19 protein-coding genes are annotated in these 21,318 nt (G+C 31.9%); 10 read left to right on the forward strand and 9 right to left on the reverse strand.

Annotated features, from left to right (window positions below; all coding sequences use genetic code 11):
- Window positions 1-11: 11 nt before the first annotated feature.
- From QZZ48_RS01205 to QZZ48_RS01230, 6 genes are all read left to right on the forward strand, one after another.
- A complete protein-coding gene (locus QZZ48_RS01205) occupies window positions 12-1,298 on the forward strand; it encodes a hypothetical protein (RefSeq protein ID WP_294960925.1) in 1,287 nt (428 codons plus the stop codon).
- 69 nt (window positions 1,299-1,367) lie between these two features.
- Complete coding sequence (locus QZZ48_RS01210) at window positions 1,368-1,892, forward strand: shikimate kinase (protein ID WP_294960928.1); 525 nt, start codon at window positions 1,368-1,370, stop codon at window positions 1,890-1,892.
- Window positions 1,885-2,310: a DUF255 domain-containing protein gene (locus tag QZZ48_RS01215; protein ID WP_294960929.1), complete on the forward strand. Its 426-nt coding sequence runs from the start codon at window positions 1,885-1,887 to the stop codon at window positions 2,308-2,310. Before QZZ48_RS01210 ends, QZZ48_RS01215 begins: the two co-directional genes overlap by 8 nt.
- A gap of 2 nt (window positions 2,311-2,312) precedes the next feature.
- Window positions 2,313-3,605, forward strand: a complete 1,293-nt coding sequence (gene hisD, locus QZZ48_RS01220) for a histidinol dehydrogenase (protein WP_294960932.1) — start codon at window positions 2,313-2,315, stop codon at window positions 3,603-3,605.
- Between the two features lie 70 nt (window positions 3,606-3,675).
- Window positions 3,676-3,909, forward strand: a complete 234-nt coding sequence (locus QZZ48_RS01225; protein WP_294960934.1) for a hypothetical protein — start codon at window positions 3,676-3,678, stop codon at window positions 3,907-3,909.
- A 24-nt stretch (window positions 3,910-3,933) separates the two neighbouring features.
- Entirely contained in the window at window positions 3,934-4,158 is a 225-nt protein-coding gene (locus QZZ48_RS01230) for a hypothetical protein (RefSeq protein WP_294960935.1), read from the forward strand.
- Between the two features lie 16 nt (window positions 4,159-4,174).
- Here QZZ48_RS01230 and QZZ48_RS01235 read toward each other — a convergent pair whose 3' ends face one another.
- Entirely contained in the window at window positions 4,175-4,696 is a 522-nt protein-coding gene (locus QZZ48_RS01235; protein WP_294960938.1) for a redoxin domain-containing protein, read from the reverse strand.
- Between the two features lie 93 nt (window positions 4,697-4,789).
- On the opposite strand from QZZ48_RS01235, the gene QZZ48_RS01240 reads away from it, so the two are divergent.
- Window positions 4,790-5,284 (forward strand): nitrous oxide reductase accessory protein NosL, encoded by a 495-nt coding sequence (locus QZZ48_RS01240; protein WP_294960940.1) that lies wholly within the window; start codon window positions 4,790-4,792, stop codon window positions 5,282-5,284.
- A gap of 47 nt (window positions 5,285-5,331) precedes the next feature.
- Here QZZ48_RS01240 and dnaK read toward each other — a convergent pair whose 3' ends face one another.
- Window positions 5,332-7,218 carry a molecular chaperone DnaK gene (gene dnaK, locus QZZ48_RS01245; protein ID WP_294960942.1) on the reverse strand — a complete coding sequence of 629 codons (1,887 nt, stop codon included), beginning with the start codon at window positions 7,216-7,218 and terminating at the stop codon, window positions 5,332-5,334.
- 47 nt (window positions 7,219-7,265) lie between these two features.
- Entirely contained in the window at window positions 7,266-7,829 is a 564-nt protein-coding gene (gene grpE, locus QZZ48_RS01250; protein WP_294960944.1) for a nucleotide exchange factor GrpE, read from the reverse strand.
- A gap of 202 nt (window positions 7,830-8,031) precedes the next feature.
- Here grpE and QZZ48_RS01255 point away from each other — a divergent pair, with 202 nt between their 5' ends.
- Window positions 8,032-10,056, forward strand: a complete 2,025-nt coding sequence (locus QZZ48_RS01255; protein WP_294960947.1) for a hypothetical protein — start codon at window positions 8,032-8,034, stop codon at window positions 10,054-10,056.
- Between the two features lie 5 nt (window positions 10,057-10,061).
- Here QZZ48_RS01255 and QZZ48_RS01260 read toward each other — a convergent pair whose 3' ends face one another.
- The 4 genes from QZZ48_RS01260 to QZZ48_RS01275 form a co-directional block, all read right to left on the reverse strand.
- Complete coding sequence (locus QZZ48_RS01260; protein WP_366755889.1) at window positions 10,062-10,715, reverse strand: phosphoribosyltransferase family protein; 654 nt, start codon at window positions 10,713-10,715, stop codon at window positions 10,062-10,064.
- 58 nt (window positions 10,716-10,773) lie between these two features.
- Window positions 10,774-12,564, reverse strand: coding sequence for a translation elongation factor 4 (lepA, locus tag QZZ48_RS01265; protein WP_294960950.1), 1,791 nt, complete (start codon window positions 12,562-12,564; stop codon window positions 10,774-10,776).
- 14 nt (window positions 12,565-12,578) lie between these two features.
- Window positions 12,579-13,505, reverse strand: coding sequence for a ribose-phosphate pyrophosphokinase (locus QZZ48_RS01270; protein WP_294960954.1), 927 nt, complete (start codon window positions 13,503-13,505; stop codon window positions 12,579-12,581).
- A gap of 87 nt (window positions 13,506-13,592) precedes the next feature.
- Window positions 13,593-13,994, reverse strand: a complete 402-nt coding sequence (locus QZZ48_RS01275) for a Fur family transcriptional regulator (protein ID WP_294960957.1) — start codon at window positions 13,992-13,994, stop codon at window positions 13,593-13,595.
- A gap of 178 nt (window positions 13,995-14,172) precedes the next feature.
- On the opposite strand from QZZ48_RS01275, the gene QZZ48_RS01280 reads away from it, so the two are divergent.
- On the forward strand, window positions 14,173-14,832 hold the full coding sequence (locus QZZ48_RS01280; protein WP_294960960.1) for a ferritin family protein: 660 nt from the start codon (window positions 14,173-14,175) through the stop codon (window positions 14,830-14,832).
- A 166-nt stretch (window positions 14,833-14,998) separates the two neighbouring features.
- On the opposite strand, the gene QZZ48_RS01285 is transcribed toward QZZ48_RS01280, so the two are convergent.
- Both QZZ48_RS01285 and QZZ48_RS01290 read right to left on the reverse strand, forming a co-directional pair.
- The gene (locus QZZ48_RS01285) at window positions 14,999-16,504 is read right to left on the reverse strand and encodes an HD domain-containing phosphohydrolase (protein WP_294960963.1); all 1,506 of its coding nucleotides are present in this window, start codon (window positions 16,502-16,504) and stop codon (window positions 14,999-15,001) included.
- Between the two features lie 85 nt (window positions 16,505-16,589).
- Window positions 16,590-20,033 carry a PAS domain S-box protein gene (locus QZZ48_RS01290; RefSeq protein WP_294960964.1) on the reverse strand — a complete coding sequence of 1,148 codons (3,444 nt, stop codon included), beginning with the start codon at window positions 20,031-20,033 and terminating at the stop codon, window positions 16,590-16,592.
- 136 nt (window positions 20,034-20,169) lie between these two features.
- On the opposite strand from QZZ48_RS01290, the gene QZZ48_RS01295 reads away from it, so the two are divergent.
- Complete coding sequence (locus tag QZZ48_RS01295; protein WP_294960967.1) at window positions 20,170-21,300, forward strand: multidrug effflux MFS transporter; 1,131 nt, start codon at window positions 20,170-20,172, stop codon at window positions 21,298-21,300.
- Window positions 21,301-21,318 lie beyond the last annotated feature (18 nt).

A 21,318-nucleotide genomic window follows, 5' to 3' on the forward strand; every position in this document is an offset into this window, starting at 1 on the left:
GGAGTTTAACTATGGAGCTTAATGGTTTATCAATAGATCAAGCTCCTCCTATATTTGCACCACTGCGGTTCTATCTAACTGCACCACTTTTTGCGATACTTGCTGGTTTTTTAATTTTTTTTAGTGATTCTACTGTTTTAATGAGTAGATATTCAACCGACTCTATTGTAATAACACATGCTCTAACAATTGGTTTTTTGGGTTTTGTTATGCTTGGTTCACTAACTCAAATGCTTCCTGTATTAGCTGGAGTGCAAATTCCAAAAGTAAATACGGTCTCTAAAATAGCACATTTATTTTTAGTTTTTGGAACTTTGTCTATGTTATTTGGCCTTATGAGTGAATCAACATTTTTCAATACAAGTGCCTTGATTTTGCTAGGTGTTGGTTTTACAATGATTGTAACTGTTATAGCAATGGCAATTTTAAAAGTGAAAAACTTTAATGCCACTGTAAAAGCTATGAGTGTGAGTCTTATTTTTGCTTCTCTTACTTTTTTAATGGGACTGTTTTTACTTCTAACTTATATAGATGTTGATTACGCACAGTATAGAAATGTGATTGCTAATGTTCATAGCGTATGGGGAATATTTGGTTTTGCTGGTATTTTGATTATTGGTGTAACTTTTCAAGTATTACCTATGTTTTACGTTGCTCCTAGATTTAAGCAATTTTGCAAAAAAAGAGTAGTTTTACTTATTAGTGTGGGTCTTATTATTTGGCTTTTAACAAGTTTATTTGCTCAATCTTATTCTATTGTCGGAAAATTGTGGATTGCAGTGTTTTTTTGGGCATTTGCTACTACAGTATGGAAAAAAATGAGTGCTCGTCGTCGTCCTATTAGTGATGTGACAGTTTGGTATTGGAGAGTATCGAGTATTGCTCTAACTCTCGGTTCTTTTCTTTGGATTTTTGATGAGTACTTTAAGCATGAGTATATTGTAATGGTTGCAATTTTACTAGGTGGTGGATTTATACTATCTATCATGATAGGAATGCTCTATAAAATAATTCCATTTCTTGTTTGGTTTCACTTAAATGCTATGGGATATATGACAATTCCTACAATGAATGAAATGATAAATAAAAACTTAGCAAGAGCTCAGTTTTTCCTATTTATTGCATCTTTGATTGGTTTTATATTTGCCTTTTATATTCCTATATTACTCAAAATTGCTGCTCTTAGTTTTATCCTAAGTATGGTAATCTTACAATATAATGTCATAGCACCAGTTTTGATATACAATAGAATCAAAAAAACTAAACCAGACTTTGATATGAGTGCTTTTAAAGTTTAGTACATTTGCATTTAAAATTACGTAGGATAGAGATGATAAGAATTAAAATTCAATACAGCGAGACACTAAATGTCGAGTCGTAACAATATTATATTAATAGGTTTTATGGGCGTAGGTAAGGGTAGTGTAGCTCGTGAAGTTATAAAAAACTCTGAGTATATGGCTATAGATACTGACGATTTGATTGAGAGTATGGAAAACAAAAGAGTTAAAAACATATTTGAAGAAGATGGAGAAAGCTACTTTAGAAAACTAGAACTTGATGTTGCTTTATGGCTTGAATCAAGTATTAAAAATACACTTATCTCAACAGGCGGCGGCTTTTATAAGCAAAAAAACCTTAAAAAAATAGCTACTATTATTCTTTTAGATTCTCCGTTTGAAAAGATTATTAAACGTATTAAAAATCATCCAAATGCAGCAAAAAAACTTAAAAAAAGACCACTTTTAGCTGATTTGAAAAAAGCTGAAGAACTTTATAAAGAACGTCGTCCAGAGTATTTAGCTCTTGCTGATATAGTTATAGACGTTACAAAAAAAAGTGCATTAGAGTGCTCAAATGAACTTCTTAAAAAGGTAAAAAAATATGCGTAAAATATTAATATACTTAACACTTCTACTTGCTAGTACAATCATGGCATCTGAAGTTAAGTGGGCTAAAAATTATGACTCAGCTATTAAAGAAGCAACTAGGTTTTTTAAACCTGTACTTTTTATCTCATCAAGACATACATGTAAGTTTTGTGTTATTTTAGAGAATGGCACTTTAAAAGATAAAAGAGTTGTTGAAGCTTTAAACAAAGACTTTATATCTATCACTTCATACAGTGATGATAATGATTATATGCCAAAAGAACTTTGGCAACCAGGAACACCTGCTATCTGGTTTTTACTTCCAAGTGGTGAACCTATGTATCAACCAATTATGGGTGCAATAGATGCAGAGAACTTTTTAAAAGCTATAGCTGTAGTTAAAACGGAGTTTGACAACTTCAAGAAGACAGGAAAATAATAATGATTTTTACAAATACAAACAGTCCAGACTTTAATGAGAGTTTTAATGAACTTTTACAAAGAGGAAAAATGGATATAGCAAATGTAAGTGCTATTGTTGGAAATATTATAGACGAGATTAAAACTGATAAAAATAAAGCACTTAAACAGCATATCTCAAAGTTTGATAACTGGACACCAGTTAGTGATGAAGACTTAAAAATATCAACAGAATCAATGAGTAAAGCATATAATAATATAGATGCTAAGCTAAAGAGTGCTCTACATTTAGCATACGATAGAATCAAAGTGTACCATGAAAAGCAAAAGCCTAAATCTTGGTTTGATACAGAAGACAATGGAACTATTTTAGGTCAAAAAGTAACGGCTGTAGATAGTGCAGGTCTTTATATTCCCGGTGGTAAGGCAGCTTACCCATCTTCACTTTTAATGAATGTTATTCCAGCACAGGTTGCAGGAGTTGAGAATATTGTTGTATGTACTCCAACGCCTGATAATGAGCCAAATGAACTTTTACTTGCTGCTTGCCATCTTTGTGGTGTAAGTGAAGTTTACAAGGTAGGTGGTGCTAGTGCTATAGCTGCTATGGCTTATGGAACAGAGAATATTCCTAAGGTTGATGTTATTACAGGACCAGGTAATATCTTTGTTGCAACTGCTAAAAAGATGGTTTTTGGTGAGGTAAACATTGATATGATTGCAGGACCAAGTGAGATAGGAATACTAGCAGATGATAGTGCAAATGCTAATCACTTAGCAATTGATATGCTCTCTCAAGCTGAACACGATGAGATGGCAAGTTCTATTTTGATTACTCCATCACAAAAATTAGCTGATGAAGTAAAAGTTGAGATAGAAAACTGGCTTAAAAAACTTCCTCGTGAAGAGATAGCTAGAAAGTCTATACAAGAACGTGGTGCAATTATTGTGTCATCTGATATGGATGAAGCAATTAAACTTATGAATGATATCGCTCCTGAGCATTTAGAAGTTGCTACTGATAATGCTTTTGAATATTTACCATTTATAAAACACGCAGGTGCAATTTTCTTAGGTCACAACACTCCTGAAGTTGTTGGTGATTATGTAGCTGGACCAAATCATACTTTACCAACTGGTGGAACAGCAAAATTTTACTCTCCATTAGGAGTTGAAAATTTTATGAAAAAGACTTCTATTATCTCTTTTTCAAGTAAAGCTATCAATGAAATTGGTGAAGAGTGTGCACTAATAGCAAATACAGAAGGACTGACTGCTCACGAGCAATCAGTGCGTGTAAGGCTCACTAAGTAATTCTATTTCATAAGAATTAACAATAAAATAAAGTGTAAAATACCCTTATTAATAAAATAAGGGTTTACATATGTTACATCCAGCAGCAGCTCATTTTGCAGTCTCACTTCCAATAATCTCTTTTATACTAGGTTTAGCTTATTTGTACAAGCAAACAGAATTAATGTCTAAAATCTCTACTCGTTTTATGGTTTTTTCATCTATAGTTCTTATAGTCGCTTTTTTTAGTGGAAAATATGATGGAGGAGAAGTTTATATGTTACTCTCAGCAGAGGGACAAGAACTTTTAAAGCAACACAAATAAATTGGATTTTTTTTAGCAATAGGAATGGTAATTGTAGCAGTTATTAAATTTTATGGCTGTTATAAAAAATCTTTTAAAATAGAAATTTTTGCAATAATTTTAGTGGCAATTATTTCTATTGGAGTTATGTATCAAGGTAAAATAGGTGGAGAACTTACATATACATATGGTGCACATGTAAAAGATCACTCCGATGGAATGGACTGTTTAGATGACCCAGAAGACTTTCTTGAGGAAGAAAAAGACTAAGAAAAGCAAAGCTTTTTTACTCTATTGGTAAATCTGACATATCAAAACTTGCCAACCACATTCTAAGCCACAAACCTAAAGTACTTGTAAATCCAACTTCGCTAAATACTAACTTTTTATTTTTATCATATATAAAAGTTGTTGGGTAAGCTGCTATTTTGAACTCTTGTGCAAAAAAACCATTAGTGTCGTTGTAAACTTTATAGTTTAAATTGTGCTCATGCATATATTTTTTAACTTCTCTGTCCGTGCCAGAACTTACAGCTATTGTAAGTACTTCAAAGTTCTCAGAGATAGTTTGTATATTAGAAGCTTCAAGTTTACAGGTAGGACACCATGTAGCCCAAAAATGTATAAGAATTGGTTTGTCTTTTGGATAAGTATAATTCTTTGCATCTAAGAGAGTTATATTTATATTTTGAAGTGCTTCTTTATTTAAATCACTACTTTTATATATACTAATTGCGTTTGTTAATATAGTTATGAATATAAAAAATATAACTATTTCTTTAAGGTATCTTTTGATTTTATTTTTCATTTTAAACTTTTTGTCATGAATTTGTCACTTATTAACACTTGTGTAATTGTTAAGTGCTAATATTAGCACATAAATAAACATTAAGGATATAAAATGATGAAATTATATATGGCTACTATTACAATACTGCTTTTGATTGGTTGTGGACCCGAGAATAAACCAAATGTAAAATCTGCTATGTTTCAGTCTGTAAGTTCACAAGAAGCCACTCTAGTTAAAAGTGGTAAAGATAAAGCTTCATGTAGTAGATGCGGAATGAACTTAGTAATGTTTTATAAAACTAGTCATGTTGCACAACATAAAGACAAACCCCAACAGTACTGTTCAATACATTGTTTGCAAGATCATCTTGGTGAAGGGGTCACTCTTAAAAATCCACAAGTAGTGGATGCTGATTCACTTAAATTAATCCATGTTGGAGATGCTTCTTATGTTGTTGGAAGTAAAAAAAGAGGTACTATGACTAGAGTTAGTAAGTATGCTTTTTTAGATGAGAAAATGGCTGAAAAATTTCAAGAAAAATTTGGTGGCAAAATTATGAATTTCAATGAAGCGTTAGAAGTTGCTAAAAAAGATTTTAAACGTTAGAAGTTAATAAATCCAAAGGGGTTAATTCCTTTGGATTTATATTGAAATTATTCTATTTCAGCGTCGATAACGTCTTCGTCATCTTTTTTCTTCTTTTGATCAGCTTCTGCAGCAGCTGGATCTTGTTCTTGTTTGTACATTTGTTCAGCCATCTTGTGAGAAGCTTCAGTAAGTACTTTTACTTTCTCTTCGATTTGCTCTTTAGTAGCAGACTCATCTTTTAGGATTTCTTTAAGATCAGTTATAGCAGTTTCGATTTTAGCTTTTTCTTCTGCTTCTAATTTCTCTCCCATTTCTGTAACTGATTTTTCAGTTTGAGCAATAAGTGCATCTGCTTGGTTTCTTAAATCAACCATTGCTTTTCTTTCTTCATCTGCTGATTTATTCTCTTCAGCATCTTGAACCATTTTGTTGATTTCTTCTTCACTTAGTCCAGATGAACCAGAGATTGTGATTGACTGAGACTTACCAGTACCTTTATCAGTTGAAGAAACTGTTAGGATACCATTAGCATCGATGTCAAATGTAACTTCGATTTGAGGTACACCACGTGGAGCAGCTGGAATATCACCAAGCTCAAACAGACCTAAAGACTTATTGTCTTTAGCAAATTCTCTTTCACCTTGACCTACTGAAATACTAACAGCTGGCTGGTTGTCTTCTGCAGTTGAGAATACTTGAGATTTTTTAACAGGAATTGTAGTTCCTTTTTCAATTATCTTAGTCATAACTCCACCAAGAGTCTCAATACCAAGTGATAATGGAGTAACATCTAGAAGAAGAACATCTTTAACATCTCCTCTAAGAACACCACCTTGAATAGCAGCACCTGCAGCAACAACTTCATCAGGGTTAACACCTTTATTTAAGTCTTTACCACCGAAGTATTTAGAAACAGCTTCTTGAGCAGCTGGAACACGAGTTGAACCACCAACCATGATAATCTCTTTGATTTCATTGTTATCTAAACCAGACTCTTTCATTGCTACTTTGATGTGATCAATAGTCTCTTCTACAAGCTCAGAAATCATACCTTCAAATTTAGCACGAGTAAGTTTTACAACTAAATGTTGTGGTCCAGCTTCTGTCATAGTGATAAAAGGTAAGTTGATTTCAGTTTCAGTAGCTGAACTTAACTCTTTTTTAGCATTTTCAGCAGAATCTTTTAGACGTTGAAGAGCCATTTTGTCATTTTTAAGATCAATACCATGAGAGTTTTTAAACTCAGCATTTAAGAAATCAACGATTTTATTATCAAAGTCGTCACCACCTAAAAAAGCATTACCATCAGTTGAAAGAACTTCAAAAGTACCGTCAGAAATTTCTAAAACTGTAACATCAAATGTTCCACCACCAAGGTCATAAACAAGTACATTTTCTTCAGCTTTACTCTCTAAACCATAAGCAAGTGCAGAAGCAGTAGGCTCATTGATAATACGAAGAACATTAAGACCAGCGATTGTGCCAGCATCTTTTGTCGCTTTTCTCTGTGCATCATTGAAGTAAGCAGGAACTGTTATAACAGCGTCAGTTACTTTAGAACCTAAATAAGCTTCAGCATCTTCTTTTAGTTTTGTAAGAATCTTAGCTGAGATTTCTTGAGGAGTATAAATCTTACCTGCAACATCAACAGCTGCTGAACCATCTTTATCAACGATATTGTAAGTTACTTTATCGTGTGCTTGTTTAGCATTTTCTTCATTCATCATAAGACCCATAATTCTCTTGATTGAAGAGATTGTTTTTTCAGGGTTTGTAATTGCTTGACGTTTTGCTGGATCACCAACTAAAACATCACCTTTATCTGTGAATGCTACAACTGATGGAGTTGTATTTTTACCTTCTGCATTTGGGATGATTTTAGCTTCACCACCCTCATAAACTGCTACACATGAATTTGTTGTTCCTAAATCTATTCCGATTACTTTGCTCATTTTAATTCCTTAATTTGTTTAATTTAAATTTATTTATTTTTACGAACTTAGTTCGCCACTATTACCATTGCTTCACGCAGTGGTCTGTTCTTATATTTATATCCAGTTTGAAAAGTTTGAACTATTTGTCCAGACTCAACATCTTCACTATCTATACTTTGTACAGCATTGTGAATGTTTGGATCAAAAGGCTCATCATGAGATACCATAGTAACACCATGTTTTTCTAAAGAAGTAGTGAATTGTTTAGCTGTTAGCTCAATTCCCTCTTTTAGTTTTTCTAAAAGTTCATCAGCACTTGCTTCAGTAGCTGTAGAAGTCATTGCCATTTGTAGAGCATCCATTACTGGAATCATATCTTTAGCAAATTTCTCATTTGAGTATTCAACTGCAGTATATTTTTCTCTCTCTAGTCTTTTCTTGATGTTATCAAAATCGGCATGTACTCTTGCATACTTATCTTTTAGAGCTATTAACTCTTCTTGAAGTAAGTCAAACTCATTCTCAACTGCTTCCGCTTCTGCTTCCGCTTCGTCGTCATTAAGTTCTGCATTTTCCTCTTCGTTTTCTAGAGGTTCGGTCTGTAATTCTTCATCTGTTTTGTTTGACATAGTTGTTAAATCACTCCTTAATTTTAAAAAGATAACACTATTATACATATTGAGTGTAACAATGTCAAGTATTACCTTAGTTTTATTAGTTAGATAAGTTTAGTCTCTATGTATCAAGTCTAAAAAATGCAATATTAAAGTTAAATTGAGTAGTATTGCATATATTTGAATTATGTTAATAATTCTATTTTTTGGAGTATATATGAAAATTTTTATATGGATAAGTTCGATTGTTATAAGCCTTATTGTAGCCCTCTACGTGCTGGCATTTACCTCTATAGGTAATTCTATAGTTGGACCAATCGTACAGAATAAGATAAAAGAGCAAACAGCATTAGATGCTAAATTAAAACTGTTTTCTTTAAATATGAGTGAGTTAGATCTTATCTTGGAAATTGGTAAAGGTAATGTTATTAGTATAAAAGGAGAATATTCTCTGTTCTCACAAACTTTTAACATGGACTATAAAGTAGAACTTGAGGATTTAAAGGCACTTAAACCTCTTTTGAAAATTAAACTAAACAAATCATTCTTTACAAATGGAAATATTAAAGGTGATATGGCATTTATAAATATAGACGGAGTAAGTGACGTAGCATCTAGTGATACTAGCTATCATGTAGAGCTAACAGAGTTTAATCCTACTTCTATTATTGCCAAGGTTAAAAACTTAAAACTAGAACAACTATTACAAACTGCTGCACAAGCGCCATATGCAAATGCAGATGTAAACTTGGATGTGAACTTTAGAAGTATAAAATCTCATGCTCTTGATGGAGATATAATCCTTAATACGCAAGAAGGCAGATTAAATAGTAAAGTTATGAAGAATGATTTTAATATAACTATACCATCTCGTACAGACTTTGCAATGAACTTAGATGCCAAGCTAAAAGGCGATGATGTTAACTATACATATAAGCTGATTTCAAATCTCTTTAAAATTACTTCATCAGGTAATGTTGTTCCAACACCATTAAAGACTGATATAAAGTATGCACTTGATATAAAAGAGTTAGAACTTCTAAAAGCTATAACCGGAGCAGATCTTAGAGGAGCATTTAAGCTAAATGGTACAGTTAAAGGCACAAAATCTAATCTTGCAGTTGTAGGTAAGAGTGATGTAGCATCGTCGAATACAAGCTTTGAAGCGATACTAAAAGAATTTACTCCATCAAGTGTAAAAGCAAGTATAAAACATCTAAAATTAGCAAAAGTTTTATATATGTTAAAACAGCCTCATTACTCAGATGGAATATTTTCTTTAGATGCAAATATAGCAGATGCAAGAAGTGGCAAATTAAAAGGTAAGATAATAACAAGTGTGAAAAAAGGTCTGCTTGACGTAAAGTATATGACAAAGGCATATGAGTTTAAAACACCAATGCCACAAACGGCATTTCAAATGACTACAAATACAACTCTTGATGGATATTTTTTAGACACTAAAATAGACTTAGACTCTACTCTTGCAATATTAAATATAAAAAAAGCTCGATTAAACTTGAAAAACTCAAAAATAAGTAGTGATTATAAAGTAAGTATTCCTAAGCTTGATAAACTTTATTTTGCGACTGAGCAGCGTATGAAAGGAAGTATGACAATAAATGGAGAGTTAAATAAGGGTGATGACTTGGACTTAACTATGCTCTCTAGTGTTGCTGGTGGAAAGATAGACGCTAAACTTCACAATGATGACTTCCATGCTGATATACTTTCTGTGCAAACATTAGATGCACTTCATATGCTGGTATATCCTGAGATATTCAAATCATCTCTAGATGCTAAACTCGATTATAACCTTGCATCTAAAAAGGGTAAATTTGATGGTCAACTAAAAGATGGAAAATTTACTAAAAACCAAGTTTTCTCTCTTGTAAAACAGTATGCAAATATTGATATGTATGTTGAAACTTTTAAAGGTGATGTAAATGCTGATATTAACAAAGAAAAGATTGTGGCATCTATGAATCTAAAATCAAATACATCATCAATCAAGACTAAAAACACAAAACTAAATACAAAGGCAAAAACAATAGATTCTAAAATAGATATTGTTGCAAATAAAAGTCCTATATCAGTTACTTTAAAAGGTAAGACAGCTTCACCGAAAGTAAGCATAAGTGCGCAAGATCTTCTAAATAAAGAAGTAAATAAAGCAATAGAAAAAGAAGTAGGAAAAGCTATAGAAAAAGAGGTCGGAAATATTCTAAAAGGCCTCTTCTAATTTATCTATTTAACACTGGCATCGGCTAAAGTTAGACAAAACAAAGTATTTGATTTACTTTTATTTACAGCATCTATAGCCTGAGAGAGTGTTGAGCCAGTTGTAATTATGTCATCAACAAGTATTATATCTTTTACTTTAGAATCTTTAAATGTAAAATCTCTTGGATTTTTGAGTCTAAACTCTCTACTCTTACCAGAATAAGAAACACTATTTTTTGCTCTTAGTTTATTAAACTCAGGTTTTATAGATTTACTCTTGAGGGATTTATTTAAAATAGCTGTATGAGAATACCCACTTTTTATATTATCATCAATCGCAATTGAGCTAACAGTCTCTGTGTACTCAAAGTTTTTGGCGAACTCTTTTAAAGAGTTACTTGCAAGGATGGAGTATATGTAGTAGCCAATATCAGTATGTTTTGTATGAAGTAAGTCTTTTATATCTTTGTATTTGTAAAAAGAGATAACTTCGATGTTGTTAAGGATTTTTCTTTTGTAGATGCTAGGGCGAAGAAATGTTTCTTGACAAGAGGAGCAGATGTGTGTGAGTGATAAACTCTCACACAACATACATTTCATAATGAAATTACTTAGTCCATCTTTAAAACAGACATAATATCTATTTGTCGGTCTCCTTGCAATTGGAACAAGTCCCAATTACAATTCCTCTCACTAAAGCTTTTGCTATCGCAAAGAGAAGCCTTTTTTCTCACTTTTAATCCATCTTTAAAACAGACATAAACGCTTCACTAGGAAGTTGTACTTTTCCTATGGACTTCATACGTTTTTTACCAGCTTTTTGTTTTTCTAAAAGCTTACGTTTACGAGTAATATCACCACCATAACACTTGGCAGTAACATTTTTACCCATAGATTTTACAGTTTCTCTAGCGATAATTTGAGAACCTAATGAAGCTTGAACAGCTACTTCAAAAAGTTGACGAGGTATTATCTCTTTCATATTTTTAACTAATACACGACCACGAGATAGAGCCTGATTACGAGGAACAACTATGCTTAGTGCATCTACCGCTTCTCCAGATACTTTTATATCAAGTTTAACAAGGTCACCCACTCTAAAATCTATTGGCTCATAATCAAATGAAGCATAACCTTTAGAGATAGATTTTAGAGTATCGTAAAAGTCAACAACTATCTCATTCATTGGAACTTCATACTCGAGCATAACTCTATCTTCATTAAGATAAGTCATCTTGCTTTGAGTACCACGTTTGTTTATTAAAAGAGTTATGATGTTACCAAGGTATTCACTTGGAGTAATTACTGTTGCTCTAACGTATGGTTCTTCAATTCTATCTATGCGATTTACTTCAGGAAGTTGAGAAGGATTATGAACAGTAACTTTATCACCATTGCTAAGATAAACTTGGTAAATAACCGATGGAGCAGAAGCGATTAAATCAAGGTTGAACTCACGCTCAAGTCTCTCTTTTACAACTTCCATATGAAGCATACCTAAAAATCCAACACGAAAACCAAAACCAAGAGCTAAAGAAGTCTCTGGTTCGTAAGATAGAGAACTATCATTTAGTCTTAATTTATCTAGTGCATCACGGAGATTCTCAAAATCATCTGTATCTATTGGATATATACCAGCAAACACAAATGGTTTAGCAGGTTCATATCTTCCAACAGGCTCTAGTGTAGGGTTTTTAGCATCTGTTATTGTATCACCAACATTAATTACACTAACTTCTTTAAGCCCTAAAACGACAATCCCAATCTCACCACAATCTATGGCATTAGTCTTGATTTTTTTCATTGGATGAGGATACATTAGGTCTAGTATTTGGTGTTCTTCCCCATTACTCATAAGCTTAATAGTTTGACCCTTTTTAACTTGACCGTCAAAAACACGCACAAGAGCAAGTGCTCCTAAGTACTGGTCAAACCATGAATCATAAATAATAGCTTTAGTAGTAGCCTCTGTATCACCAACAGGGGCAGGTACTCGGTCAACTATTGCATCTATAAGTTCACGAATACCAACACCTGTTTTAGCACTTACTAAACAAGCGTCTGTAGCATCTATCCCGATACTAGTCTCAATCTCTTCAGCAACTTTTATAGGATCAGCAGCAGGAAGATCTATCTTGTTAATTACTGGAATAAGTTCAAGATCATTATCAAGTGCTAGGTATACATTTGCGATAGTTTGAGCTTCAACACCCTGAGCTGCATCTACGATAAGTAGAGCACCATCACTAGAAGCAAGCGACTTACTAACTTCATAAGAGAAGTCAACATGGCCCGGAGTATCGATAAGGTTTAGGATATAGTGTTGGCCATCTTTTACATAGTCAAGTCTAACACTTTGAGCTTTAATGGTAATACCACGTTCTTGCTCAATATCCATAGTATCCATCATCTGAGTACCCATTTCACGTTCAGTAACTGAGCCACACTCTTGGATAATACGGTCTGCTAAAGTACTTTTACCGTGATCTATATGAGCGATGATAGAAAAGTTTCTAATGTTTTTCAATAAATTATTCCTACTTATTCAAAAAGGCCATTAACACTTTCGTTGTGGTAAACACGACGAATTACTTCTGCAAAAAGAGGAGCAACTGTTAATACCTTTATTTTTTTATGTGGTTGTGATTCTAAAGTATTTGTAACAATTAGTTCATCAAGCTCACCGTGATCTAGATTTTCATATGCTTTTCCACTAAGAACAGCGTGTGTAGCACAAGCCATAACTGAAGTTGCTCCACTATTTTTAAGTGCAGTAGCAGCTTTAACCATAGTTCCAGCAGTATCTACCATGTCATCAATCATAATAACATCGTAACCTTCCACATTACCTATGATATTCATAACTTCACTCTCATTTGCTTTTTCGCGACGTTTATCAACGATAACCATCTCTAGACCCATACGTTTTGCAAAGTATCTAGCACGAGCAACACCACCGATATCCGGAGAAGCGATGATAGGGTTTTTAAGGTTTTTACTTTTGATATAGTGCTCAAATGTAACTGAACCGTAAAGATTGTCAACAGGAATATTAAAAAATCCTTGGATTTGACCAGCATGAAGATCGATAGTTACAACTCTATCAATTCCTGCAGTTTCGTACATATCTGCAACTAATCTTGCTGTAATAGGAACACGAGGAGCAGCTTTTCTATCTTGTCTTGCATAACCGTAGTAAGGAACTACAGCCGTTATACTTGAAGCAGATGAACGACGAAGAGCATCTGTCATGATAAGTAGTTCCATAAGGTTATTGTTAGATGGAGCACCTGTACTTTGTGCAATAAAGACATCACGGCCACGAACACTTTCAGCTATTTGAACTGATATTTCGCCATCACTAAATGTTTTTGTTTCAGCTTTAGCTAATGGGACATCTAGAACTTGACAGATTTCTTTTGCAAAATCTATGCTTGCAGTACCTGCAAAAATTTTATAACCACGCATGGGGTTCCTTCTTGGTAAAATTAATACGCGATTATATAATAGTAGTGCTGAGGAGTTGTTAAAAGTAATATAATTTAGAGAATTTTTTTATTGACATTTCTTACATAAGCCAGATAATACAAGATCTGTCTTTGATATTTCAAAGGTAGTACTAGTAGTTACTTCACTTAAAAGAGGAATCATATTTAATTTTATATCTTCGACTACTCCACATTCTGTACACACTAGATGCGAGTGATAGCTCTTTGTAAGTTCATAAACAGATTTATTTTGCGGAATTTTAACCTCTTGTACATAAGAGTTTTCCAGCATAAGGTTTATGTTCTTGTAAATAGTAGCGAGAGAGATAGAGCTAAACTTTTTAAGCATCATTTCGTATAGAGTATCTATATTAATATGTCCATAAGAGTGCAGTGCATTACTGATTGCTAATCTTTGCGGTGTTGCTTTTAAATTATGTCTTCTTAGTTCATCTGTATAATTAATCATAATAACATTATACACCAAAGTACTTTAAAGGATAAAAATTATATTTTAAAGTTAATGCTTAGCTAAACTTATAAAGGATAAAAATTATCCTTTATGTAAATAATATTTTAAGTAATATAAGAGTACAATTCTTTTAAGAGATAATTATTATCCTTTAGATTAGCCAGGAGATTAGAAAATGAGACAGTATGAATCGTATAAATGTAATAAATGTGGTAATGAAGTAGAAGTACAAAATGTTGGTGGTGGTGAACTTCACTGCTGTAATCAGGCCATGGAGATGGTCACTGAGAATCTTACAATTGTAAATCTTATGAAATCATTTGCAGGAGAGTCACAAGCTAGAAATAAGTATGAGTACTTTGCAAAAGTCGCACAAAAAGAAGGTTATAGAGATATAGCAGAACACTTTCAAAGAGCTGCTAACAATGAAAAACAACACGCTAAAATGGAACTTGCATTAGCAAATAGAATGACTAGTGGAACTGAAGATAACTTTGGAAATACAAAAGAAAATCTTCAAGCTGCTATTGATGGTGAGTCTTATGAAAATGTAACTATGTATCCAGACTTTGCAGCTATTGCAAAAGAAGAAGGGCATAAAGAAGCAGCAAGACTATTTACTGGAATAGGTAAAATAGAAGTAGAACATGAAAATATGTTCAAAATGCTTTTAGAGAGACTTGAATCAGATTCTGAGTTTATTAGTGAAAATGAAGAAGAAGCTTGGATCTGTGAAGTTTGTGGACACATTCATTATGGCAAAAAAGCTTTAAAAGTTTGTCCTGTTTGTAAACATCCAGAAGAGTATCAATCAAGACTAAACTCTAAGAAGTAACAAAGATAATGGAGCTTTTGCTCCATTACTTAAATTACAAAGAGTATATAGATATTAAGTCCAAATACATCAAAACCATATACATCTAAATCAATAGAAGTTACTTTACTTAGATTTAATCTTGGATAGATGCAAAAATACTTCAAATTTTAATTTAATAATATTATTATTGCAAATCTTTAAAACTGTGAATATTTGTCTTTTGAAGGTTTATATATCTACTGCTACAAGAAAGAGAGTTAGCCTCAAAAAGAGCTAAGGAGTTTATTTTATTTACATCAAGTTCGAAATCTTCTTCACTTAATAGAACAAAGTCATCTCCAAAAATACGAAAGAGCTGATAACTATGGTATTTTTTTCTTAGGTAGTCACTAAAGTCACGTAAAATAATGTCACCTTCGCTCCAACCATGTTTTTTGTTGTATCTGCTAAAGCCTCTTATATACACTACATTTAAATAGAGTTCTTTTTTTGAGTCTCTTTGTGATTGTAAAATAAAATCAAGGTAGTAGTGATTATAAAGATGTGTTAATGGGTCTTTATAAAAGTATGCAAAACGCTCATCATCTATAAAAGTACTCGGAAGTTGCTTAGCATTGTTCTTAAGATCAACAAATTTAAAAACTTCTGTAGCACTCTGAATTACCTTTGGGTCATACCAAGAATCACTATACTTTTCTAACTCTTGTATAGCTTGAGAAATAGTCTTTCTAGGTTTATATACCCTTTGTGTTGTCATAGCATCAAATGCATCTGCTACTGCCAAAATACGTGAAAGTATTGGAATACTGTCTCCATCAAGTCCTTTTGGATAACCGCTTCCATCATAGTGCTCATGATGAGCGTGTACTATGTCTGCAAGTTCCTTATACATTGGTATTTCATTAAGTATATTGTAGCCTACTGTAACATGATCTTTAATCAGTGAATATTCGTCTTGAGTTAAAGAATTTGGTTTTAGTAAAATAGCATCTGGTGTAACTATTTTTCCAATATCGTGAAGTATTCCTGACTCATAAATCATATTACATTCTGCAAGCGTAAGACCCATAACTTGAGCAATGTCTTTTGAATACTCTGCAACTCTTTGGCTATGTCCACCCGTGTAAGTATCTCTAGCCTCCATCATCTTTACAAGAGATTGAATTGCGTGTTGATAGTTTTGTATTTTTTCATTTTGCAGAGTTAGAATTGTTTGAGTTCTCTCTTTTACCATTGTTTCTAAATTTACTTTATACATCTCATTTTCACGAAATGCAGATAATTTATAAATCGACTGATCAAGCATTTTTAAGATTTGAGGAAAATCAATAGGTTTAATTATGTAACCAGTTACTCCAAGACTAATTGATTCTGTAAAATAAATTGAATCAGTATATGCAGAAACTACGATTATTTCTTGTTGTTTTTTTATCTCTTTAATTTTTTTTATCATCTCCAGACCATTCATCTTTGGCATCTGAATATCTGTGATAACTATGTCATATTCTTTATTAGTATACTTCTCTAAGCCTTCTAGACCATTTGAAGCAGTATCGATGTTTGTAAAAATTTTGTTTAAAAAAGAGCTGATTCCTTGACGAAGTTCTAACTCATCTTCAACATATAAAACAGAGAGGTTTCCTGCTTTTTCTTTAAGCAAATTGATCTTTGTCTTTATCTTATCTAACATGACTTGTTTCCTTCTTCGCTAATTTATAATAATAATATTATCATATTGTATATTCATAGACTGTAATATAGTAAGTATAATAATATTATTTAAGTAGTCTTACCCTAAAACAAACTCCATCCTCTATATTATAAGCTTCTATAATTCCATTTAGGTGATTTTGCACAATCATTTTACTCATATATAATCCAAGCCCTGTTCCTGTTTTTTCATCTTTAGTTGTAAAGTATGGCTCAAATATCTTTGGTAAAACATCGGCATCTATAGATTGAGCATTATTACTTATCTCAATATTAACATATTTATCATCATCATAAATTCTGATTTCTATCATTGGGTTTTTTGTATTGTCTGAAAGAAGAGCATCTTTTGCATTCTTGATGATATTTACAAATACCTGCATCAATTCTCTTGGAAAAGCATCTACTTCTGAGTTTGATTCATAAAAAGTTCTTAGCTCCACAGAGTTATTTAAAAGACTATTATTAACAATAGATATGGTCCCTTCAATGATCTCTTGAAGTTTTACTTTTGAGACTTCTTTATCTGGTTTGAAAAAGTTTCTAAAGTCATCTATAGTCTTAGATAAATATGAAGTTTGTTTTAGAATATTTTGAGAAATTTTTTCAGCCTGTGTTTCATCAAAATTATCAAGAGCAATATCCAATAATATATTATTTGCAACCATTGATATTATACTTATTGGCTGGCGCCATTGATGAGCAATCATGCTAATCATCTCGCCCATAGCAGCATGACGAGACTGCATCATTATAAGGTCATCTTTATGTTTTAATTCTGTTACATCTTTAGCTGAAGAGATTAGAACAACTTTTCCTTCACTGGTTGTTTTTAAGGGACCAGAACTAAATGACCATATAAGCTTTTCCCCACTTTTTGTAGTTATCTCAAACTCCCCTTCATCTGTTTTTTGTGTAATAGAGTATAAATTTTCAATATGCTCTTTTCTCACACCAGAATAAGAGGGGGAAACTTTTTGAGTCCACTTGTCAATAGTGTCTATTTCTTTATGTTTATACCCTGTTTTTTCTTCCCAAGCATTGTTTATCATTAAGATATTTCCATTTTCATCATGGATTGCCATAGGGTCAGGGGCATCATTAAATATTGTCTTTAACTCTTTAGATTGTTGTTCAAGCCTATGATTAGAAACGATCAACTCTTGTTCTGCACGCTTACGAGCTTCATTGTCAATGATTACACCCTCTAGAGCAATTACATTATTATCTTCATCATAAATGCCAATACCATGTTCCCATACCCATTTAGTTTCTCCTAAAGATGTGATTATTCTATATTCTAATTCAAAAGATTTTCTGTCTTTAAGAGTACCTTTAATCTCTTGCCAAACTCTTTGATAATCGTCAGGATTCATGATTTTGGAGAAATTGATTTTATTGTTGTTGATTATATCAAGAGGTTTATATCCAGTTAGATTTAGACAACCTTCACTGACGAACTCCATACTCCATCTATTGTCTTTTTTGCATCTATAAGCCATTCCTGGTAAATTGTCCATAAATGAAGATAGCTGACGATTACTCTCTGCTAGAATTTTTTCTGCTTCTTTTATCTCTGTAATATCTTGAGTCGTTCCCTTTGTTTTAACTGCAATGTCATTTTTATACTCAGTATTCCAACGATGCTCTAAGTCTCTTATCTCTCCATCAGTTTTTTTGATAATCCTATTGTGTGAAATATTTGTATCTTTTGAGTGAAGAGAGTATTGAAAATCTGCTTCTGCTGGTTCTATATCTTCTGGATGATATTGTTTATATAAGATATCTTTTTTTAATTGCATATTTAAATCAGTAATACCGTAGATATTATAAAGTTCTTGGGTAGCTATAAGTTCATCTTCTTGTATATTATATTCCCAGCTTCCAAGTTTTGCCAAAGACTGGGCTTCTTTTAATCGTTCGAGTGTATATTCTTGTTCTGTCATATCAATGGAATTAGCAACTAAACCATATACCTTTGCATTTGAGTCTAGTAAAGGAGATTTTGTAGTTAAAAGATATACCTGACTTCCATCTGGATAAGTAATCCATTCATAGTTTGATTTTGTTTTGTTATCCGTGAACATATTTGTATCATGCATACGAAAAAAATCTGCAATATCTTTTTCAAACAAGTCATAATCATTTTTTCCTATTATTTCATCTTTTGGTCTGCCCATAAGTTTTTCAAAAGCACTATTACAAGTTATATAAACAAAATTGGTGTCTTTTACAAAGATTAGATTGTCCACACTACTTATAATATCCTGATATAGCTCTTTAATCTCAATTATGGTGTTTTTATTTTCTTTTTCTCTTTCCATACTATCTTTTAAAACCCCTTCTAATCTTAGGTTATTAAGTGCATAAGAGATATCTCCAGCTAGTTCATCAAGAAGAGCAAGCTCATTTTTGTCATTTATATATTTTTTATCTATGGATATATTAAGATAACCATATATTATATTTTTATATCTCAACTCTATGTTAAATGCACTTTTACAATTGTTAAAGTTAGCTAATGGACAATCATTACACTCCTTTAAAGTATCATTCATAAAACTATAAAAATTGTCAGTATTTGATGTTTTATTGACGCAATGCGGAGTCCAATTCTCTAGAACTTTTTGTTTAAATGCTTGGGATTCTTTAGAATTGTCTGCATCAATTAAATTATTAATATTATGCTTTTCATCTAAGGTCATAATCCATACACCTTTATAAATATGGCTAGATGTTAATATATCACAACTTTTTTTTAGAAGTTCAGCCACATTTTTTTCTCTGACAATAAGTTGATTTACATCGCTTAGTACAGATAAAACACCATTTAAGTGCTCATTTTTGTAAAAGTAATTTGAGGTTCTTTTAATAGTGAAGTAGACCACCAAAATAAAAAATATGAAAAGGAAGATGCCAACTTCAAGGTATATAAACTTTAGTTTTTCAAAATTTCTATTTGATTCATTTTTAAAGTCTTTTGCTTTGTCATGTGCATAATTATATAATTTTAGTGAAGCCTCTTCTAACTTAAGGGTATGGTTGTGTCCTTTGCCCTTAGTGATGGCAATTGCTTTTTCTCTATTTCCATTTTTTATAAGAGTGATAACTTCATCACGTATTGGTTTCCAAGCGCTAAATAGTTTTTTGGCTTCTTTTTGAAGTCTTGAACCTTTTTCTCCTAATATTCTGTTTTGGATTATACTAAAGTGTCTATATACTTCATTTTCATTTTCATCCACTTTTTTTATAAACTTTGAGAGTTCATAATCAGATGATGATAAAACTACATCTTTCATATCTCTATGAATTTTATATACGCCTAGTTTTACATTTAGTGCAGAGTTGGAGACTTTGAGAGGATGCTCATATATATTTGAAATAGTTTTGTGCATAGCTTGTATTTGATAAAAACCTATACTCTTTGATACTATTGCCAATGTTGCTATAACTACAAAAGCTAATATAAGAACATTTATCTCTTTTTTACTTTGATGACTTTTTTTCATAAACTACTTCCTATTAAAAAGAAATTTAGACATATAAATATTATAGCAGATAGATTACTCTTATCTTATTTCAAGCAGAGTTAATTTTTATTTATTTAAGTTTATTGTATTAAACTTCGAGAACTTAAGGAATTATTTGAAAAAAACACAAAATCACATGACACTTATACTATTGTTAGCAACTCTATCTTCAGTTACACCACTTGCAATAGATATGTATCTTCCCTCTATCCCAAATATGGCACAAGTTTTTGGTGTACAAATAAATAAAATAGAATTAACAGTTAGTATATTTTTAATATTTTTTGCAATAGGTCAGTTAGTTGGCGGCATCTTATCAGATAGAATAGGGCGAAAAAAGATTGTGCTTTTAGGAATGTTTGGTTTTTCATTTTCTAGTTTTACTCTATATTTTTGTACATCTTTAGAAGTACTCTATATATTTAGAGCTACACAAGCCTTCTTTGGGGCAATGTCAGCAGTTAATGCTTCAGCAATTGTTAGAGACCTCTTTCATGGAAAAGAAGCAGCAAAAATATTTTCTAGTATTTCTGCAATAATGATGATTGCACCAATGATTGCTCCAGCATTGGGCTCTTTAGTGATAAGCTTTTTTTCTTGGAATTATATATTTTTATTTTTAGGTATTTACTCTTTAATTATATTTATTTTGATGTATGTAAAATTACCAATAACAGGCTTTAAAAGTAATATAAAGATAAGAGAAGCTTATAAAAAAGTTTTAACACACAAAAAAGCCATGGGTTATATATTGTCTCTTTCTTTTGCTTTTACAGGGATGTTTATTTTTATAGAAAAAAGTAGTTTTATTTATATGGAGTATTTTGCTCTCTTTTTTGGAGCAAATGTCTTAATGATGATTGTTTTAACAAGAGTAAGTATAAAACTAATTCAAACAATTCAAACAAAAACAGTTTTAAAACTTGGAATATATCTACAAGTTTTTTCAGGGATTGCTTTAGTTGGATTTTCTTTTGAAGCTTCAATCTATACAATCTTTGCATCTCTGGTTTTATATATAGGCTCTCTAGGATTTATCTTTGGAAATGCCATATCTTTAGCATTAGACTCATTTAAAAATGATTTAGGTGTTGCAAACTCAGTTATTGGTGTTGTTCAGTTTAGTATTGCTGGTAGTATTGGATTTTTAGCTTCATTAATTCATACAAATGAATTAACTCCTATATTTCTTATGATGTTAGCAACATCAACTTTAGCTCTAATATCTCTTCGTCTGTCAAAATAATCATATATAAACTTGAAA

Origin of the sequence: Sulfurimonas sp., from assembly GCF_016744025.1 — a bacterium.
Lineage (GTDB): Bacteria > Campylobacterota > Campylobacteria > Campylobacterales > Sulfurimonadaceae > Sulfurimonas.

What these genes read in the sequence shown, in the direction of transcription:
- QZZ48_RS01290 (WP_294960964.1), bottom strand. Translation starts at nt 20,033, where the DNA reads ATGAAAAAAAGTCATCAAAGTAAAAAAGAGATAAATGTTCTTATATTA.
- QZZ48_RS01285 (WP_294960963.1), bottom strand. Translation starts at nt 16,504, where the DNA reads ATGTTAGATAAGATAAAGACAAAGATCAATTTGCTTAAAGAAAAAGCA.
- QZZ48_RS01230 (WP_294960935.1), top strand. Translation starts at nt 3,934, where the DNA reads ATGGTAATTGTAGCAGTTATTAAATTTTATGGCTGTTATAAAAAATCT.
- QZZ48_RS01275 (WP_294960957.1), bottom strand. Translation starts at nt 13,994, where the DNA reads ATGATTAATTATACAGATGAACTAAGAAGACATAATTTAAAAGCAACA.
- QZZ48_RS01270 (WP_294960954.1), bottom strand. Translation starts at nt 13,505, where the DNA reads ATGCGTGGTTATAAAATTTTTGCAGGTACTGCAAGCATAGATTTTGCA.
- hisD (WP_294960932.1), top strand. Translation starts at nt 2,313, where the DNA reads ATGATTTTTACAAATACAAACAGTCCAGACTTTAATGAGAGTTTTAAT.
- QZZ48_RS01240 (WP_294960940.1), top strand. Translation starts at nt 4,790, where the DNA reads ATGATGAAATTATATATGGCTACTATTACAATACTGCTTTTGATTGGT.
- QZZ48_RS01205 (WP_294960925.1), top strand. Translation starts at nt 12, where the DNA reads ATGGAGCTTAATGGTTTATCAATAGATCAAGCTCCTCCTATATTTGCA.
- QZZ48_RS01225 (WP_294960934.1), top strand. Translation starts at nt 3,676, where the DNA reads ATGTTACATCCAGCAGCAGCTCATTTTGCAGTCTCACTTCCAATAATC.
- grpE (WP_294960944.1), bottom strand. Translation starts at nt 7,829, where the DNA reads ATGTCAAACAAAACAGATGAAGAATTACAGACCGAACCTCTAGAAAAC.
- dnaK (WP_294960942.1), bottom strand. Translation starts at nt 7,218, where the DNA reads ATGAGCAAAGTAATCGGAATAGATTTAGGAACAACAAATTCATGTGTA.
- QZZ48_RS01210 (WP_294960928.1), top strand. Translation starts at nt 1,368, where the DNA reads ATGTCGAGTCGTAACAATATTATATTAATAGGTTTTATGGGCGTAGGT.
- QZZ48_RS01280 (WP_294960960.1), top strand. Translation starts at nt 14,173, where the DNA reads ATGAGACAGTATGAATCGTATAAATGTAATAAATGTGGTAATGAAGTA.
- QZZ48_RS01255 (WP_294960947.1), top strand. Translation starts at nt 8,032, where the DNA reads ATGAAAATTTTTATATGGATAAGTTCGATTGTTATAAGCCTTATTGTA.
- QZZ48_RS01215 (WP_294960929.1), top strand. Translation starts at nt 1,885, where the DNA reads ATGCGTAAAATATTAATATACTTAACACTTCTACTTGCTAGTACAATC.
- QZZ48_RS01235 (WP_294960938.1), bottom strand. Translation starts at nt 4,696, where the DNA reads ATGAAAAATAAAATCAAAAGATACCTTAAAGAAATAGTTATATTTTTT.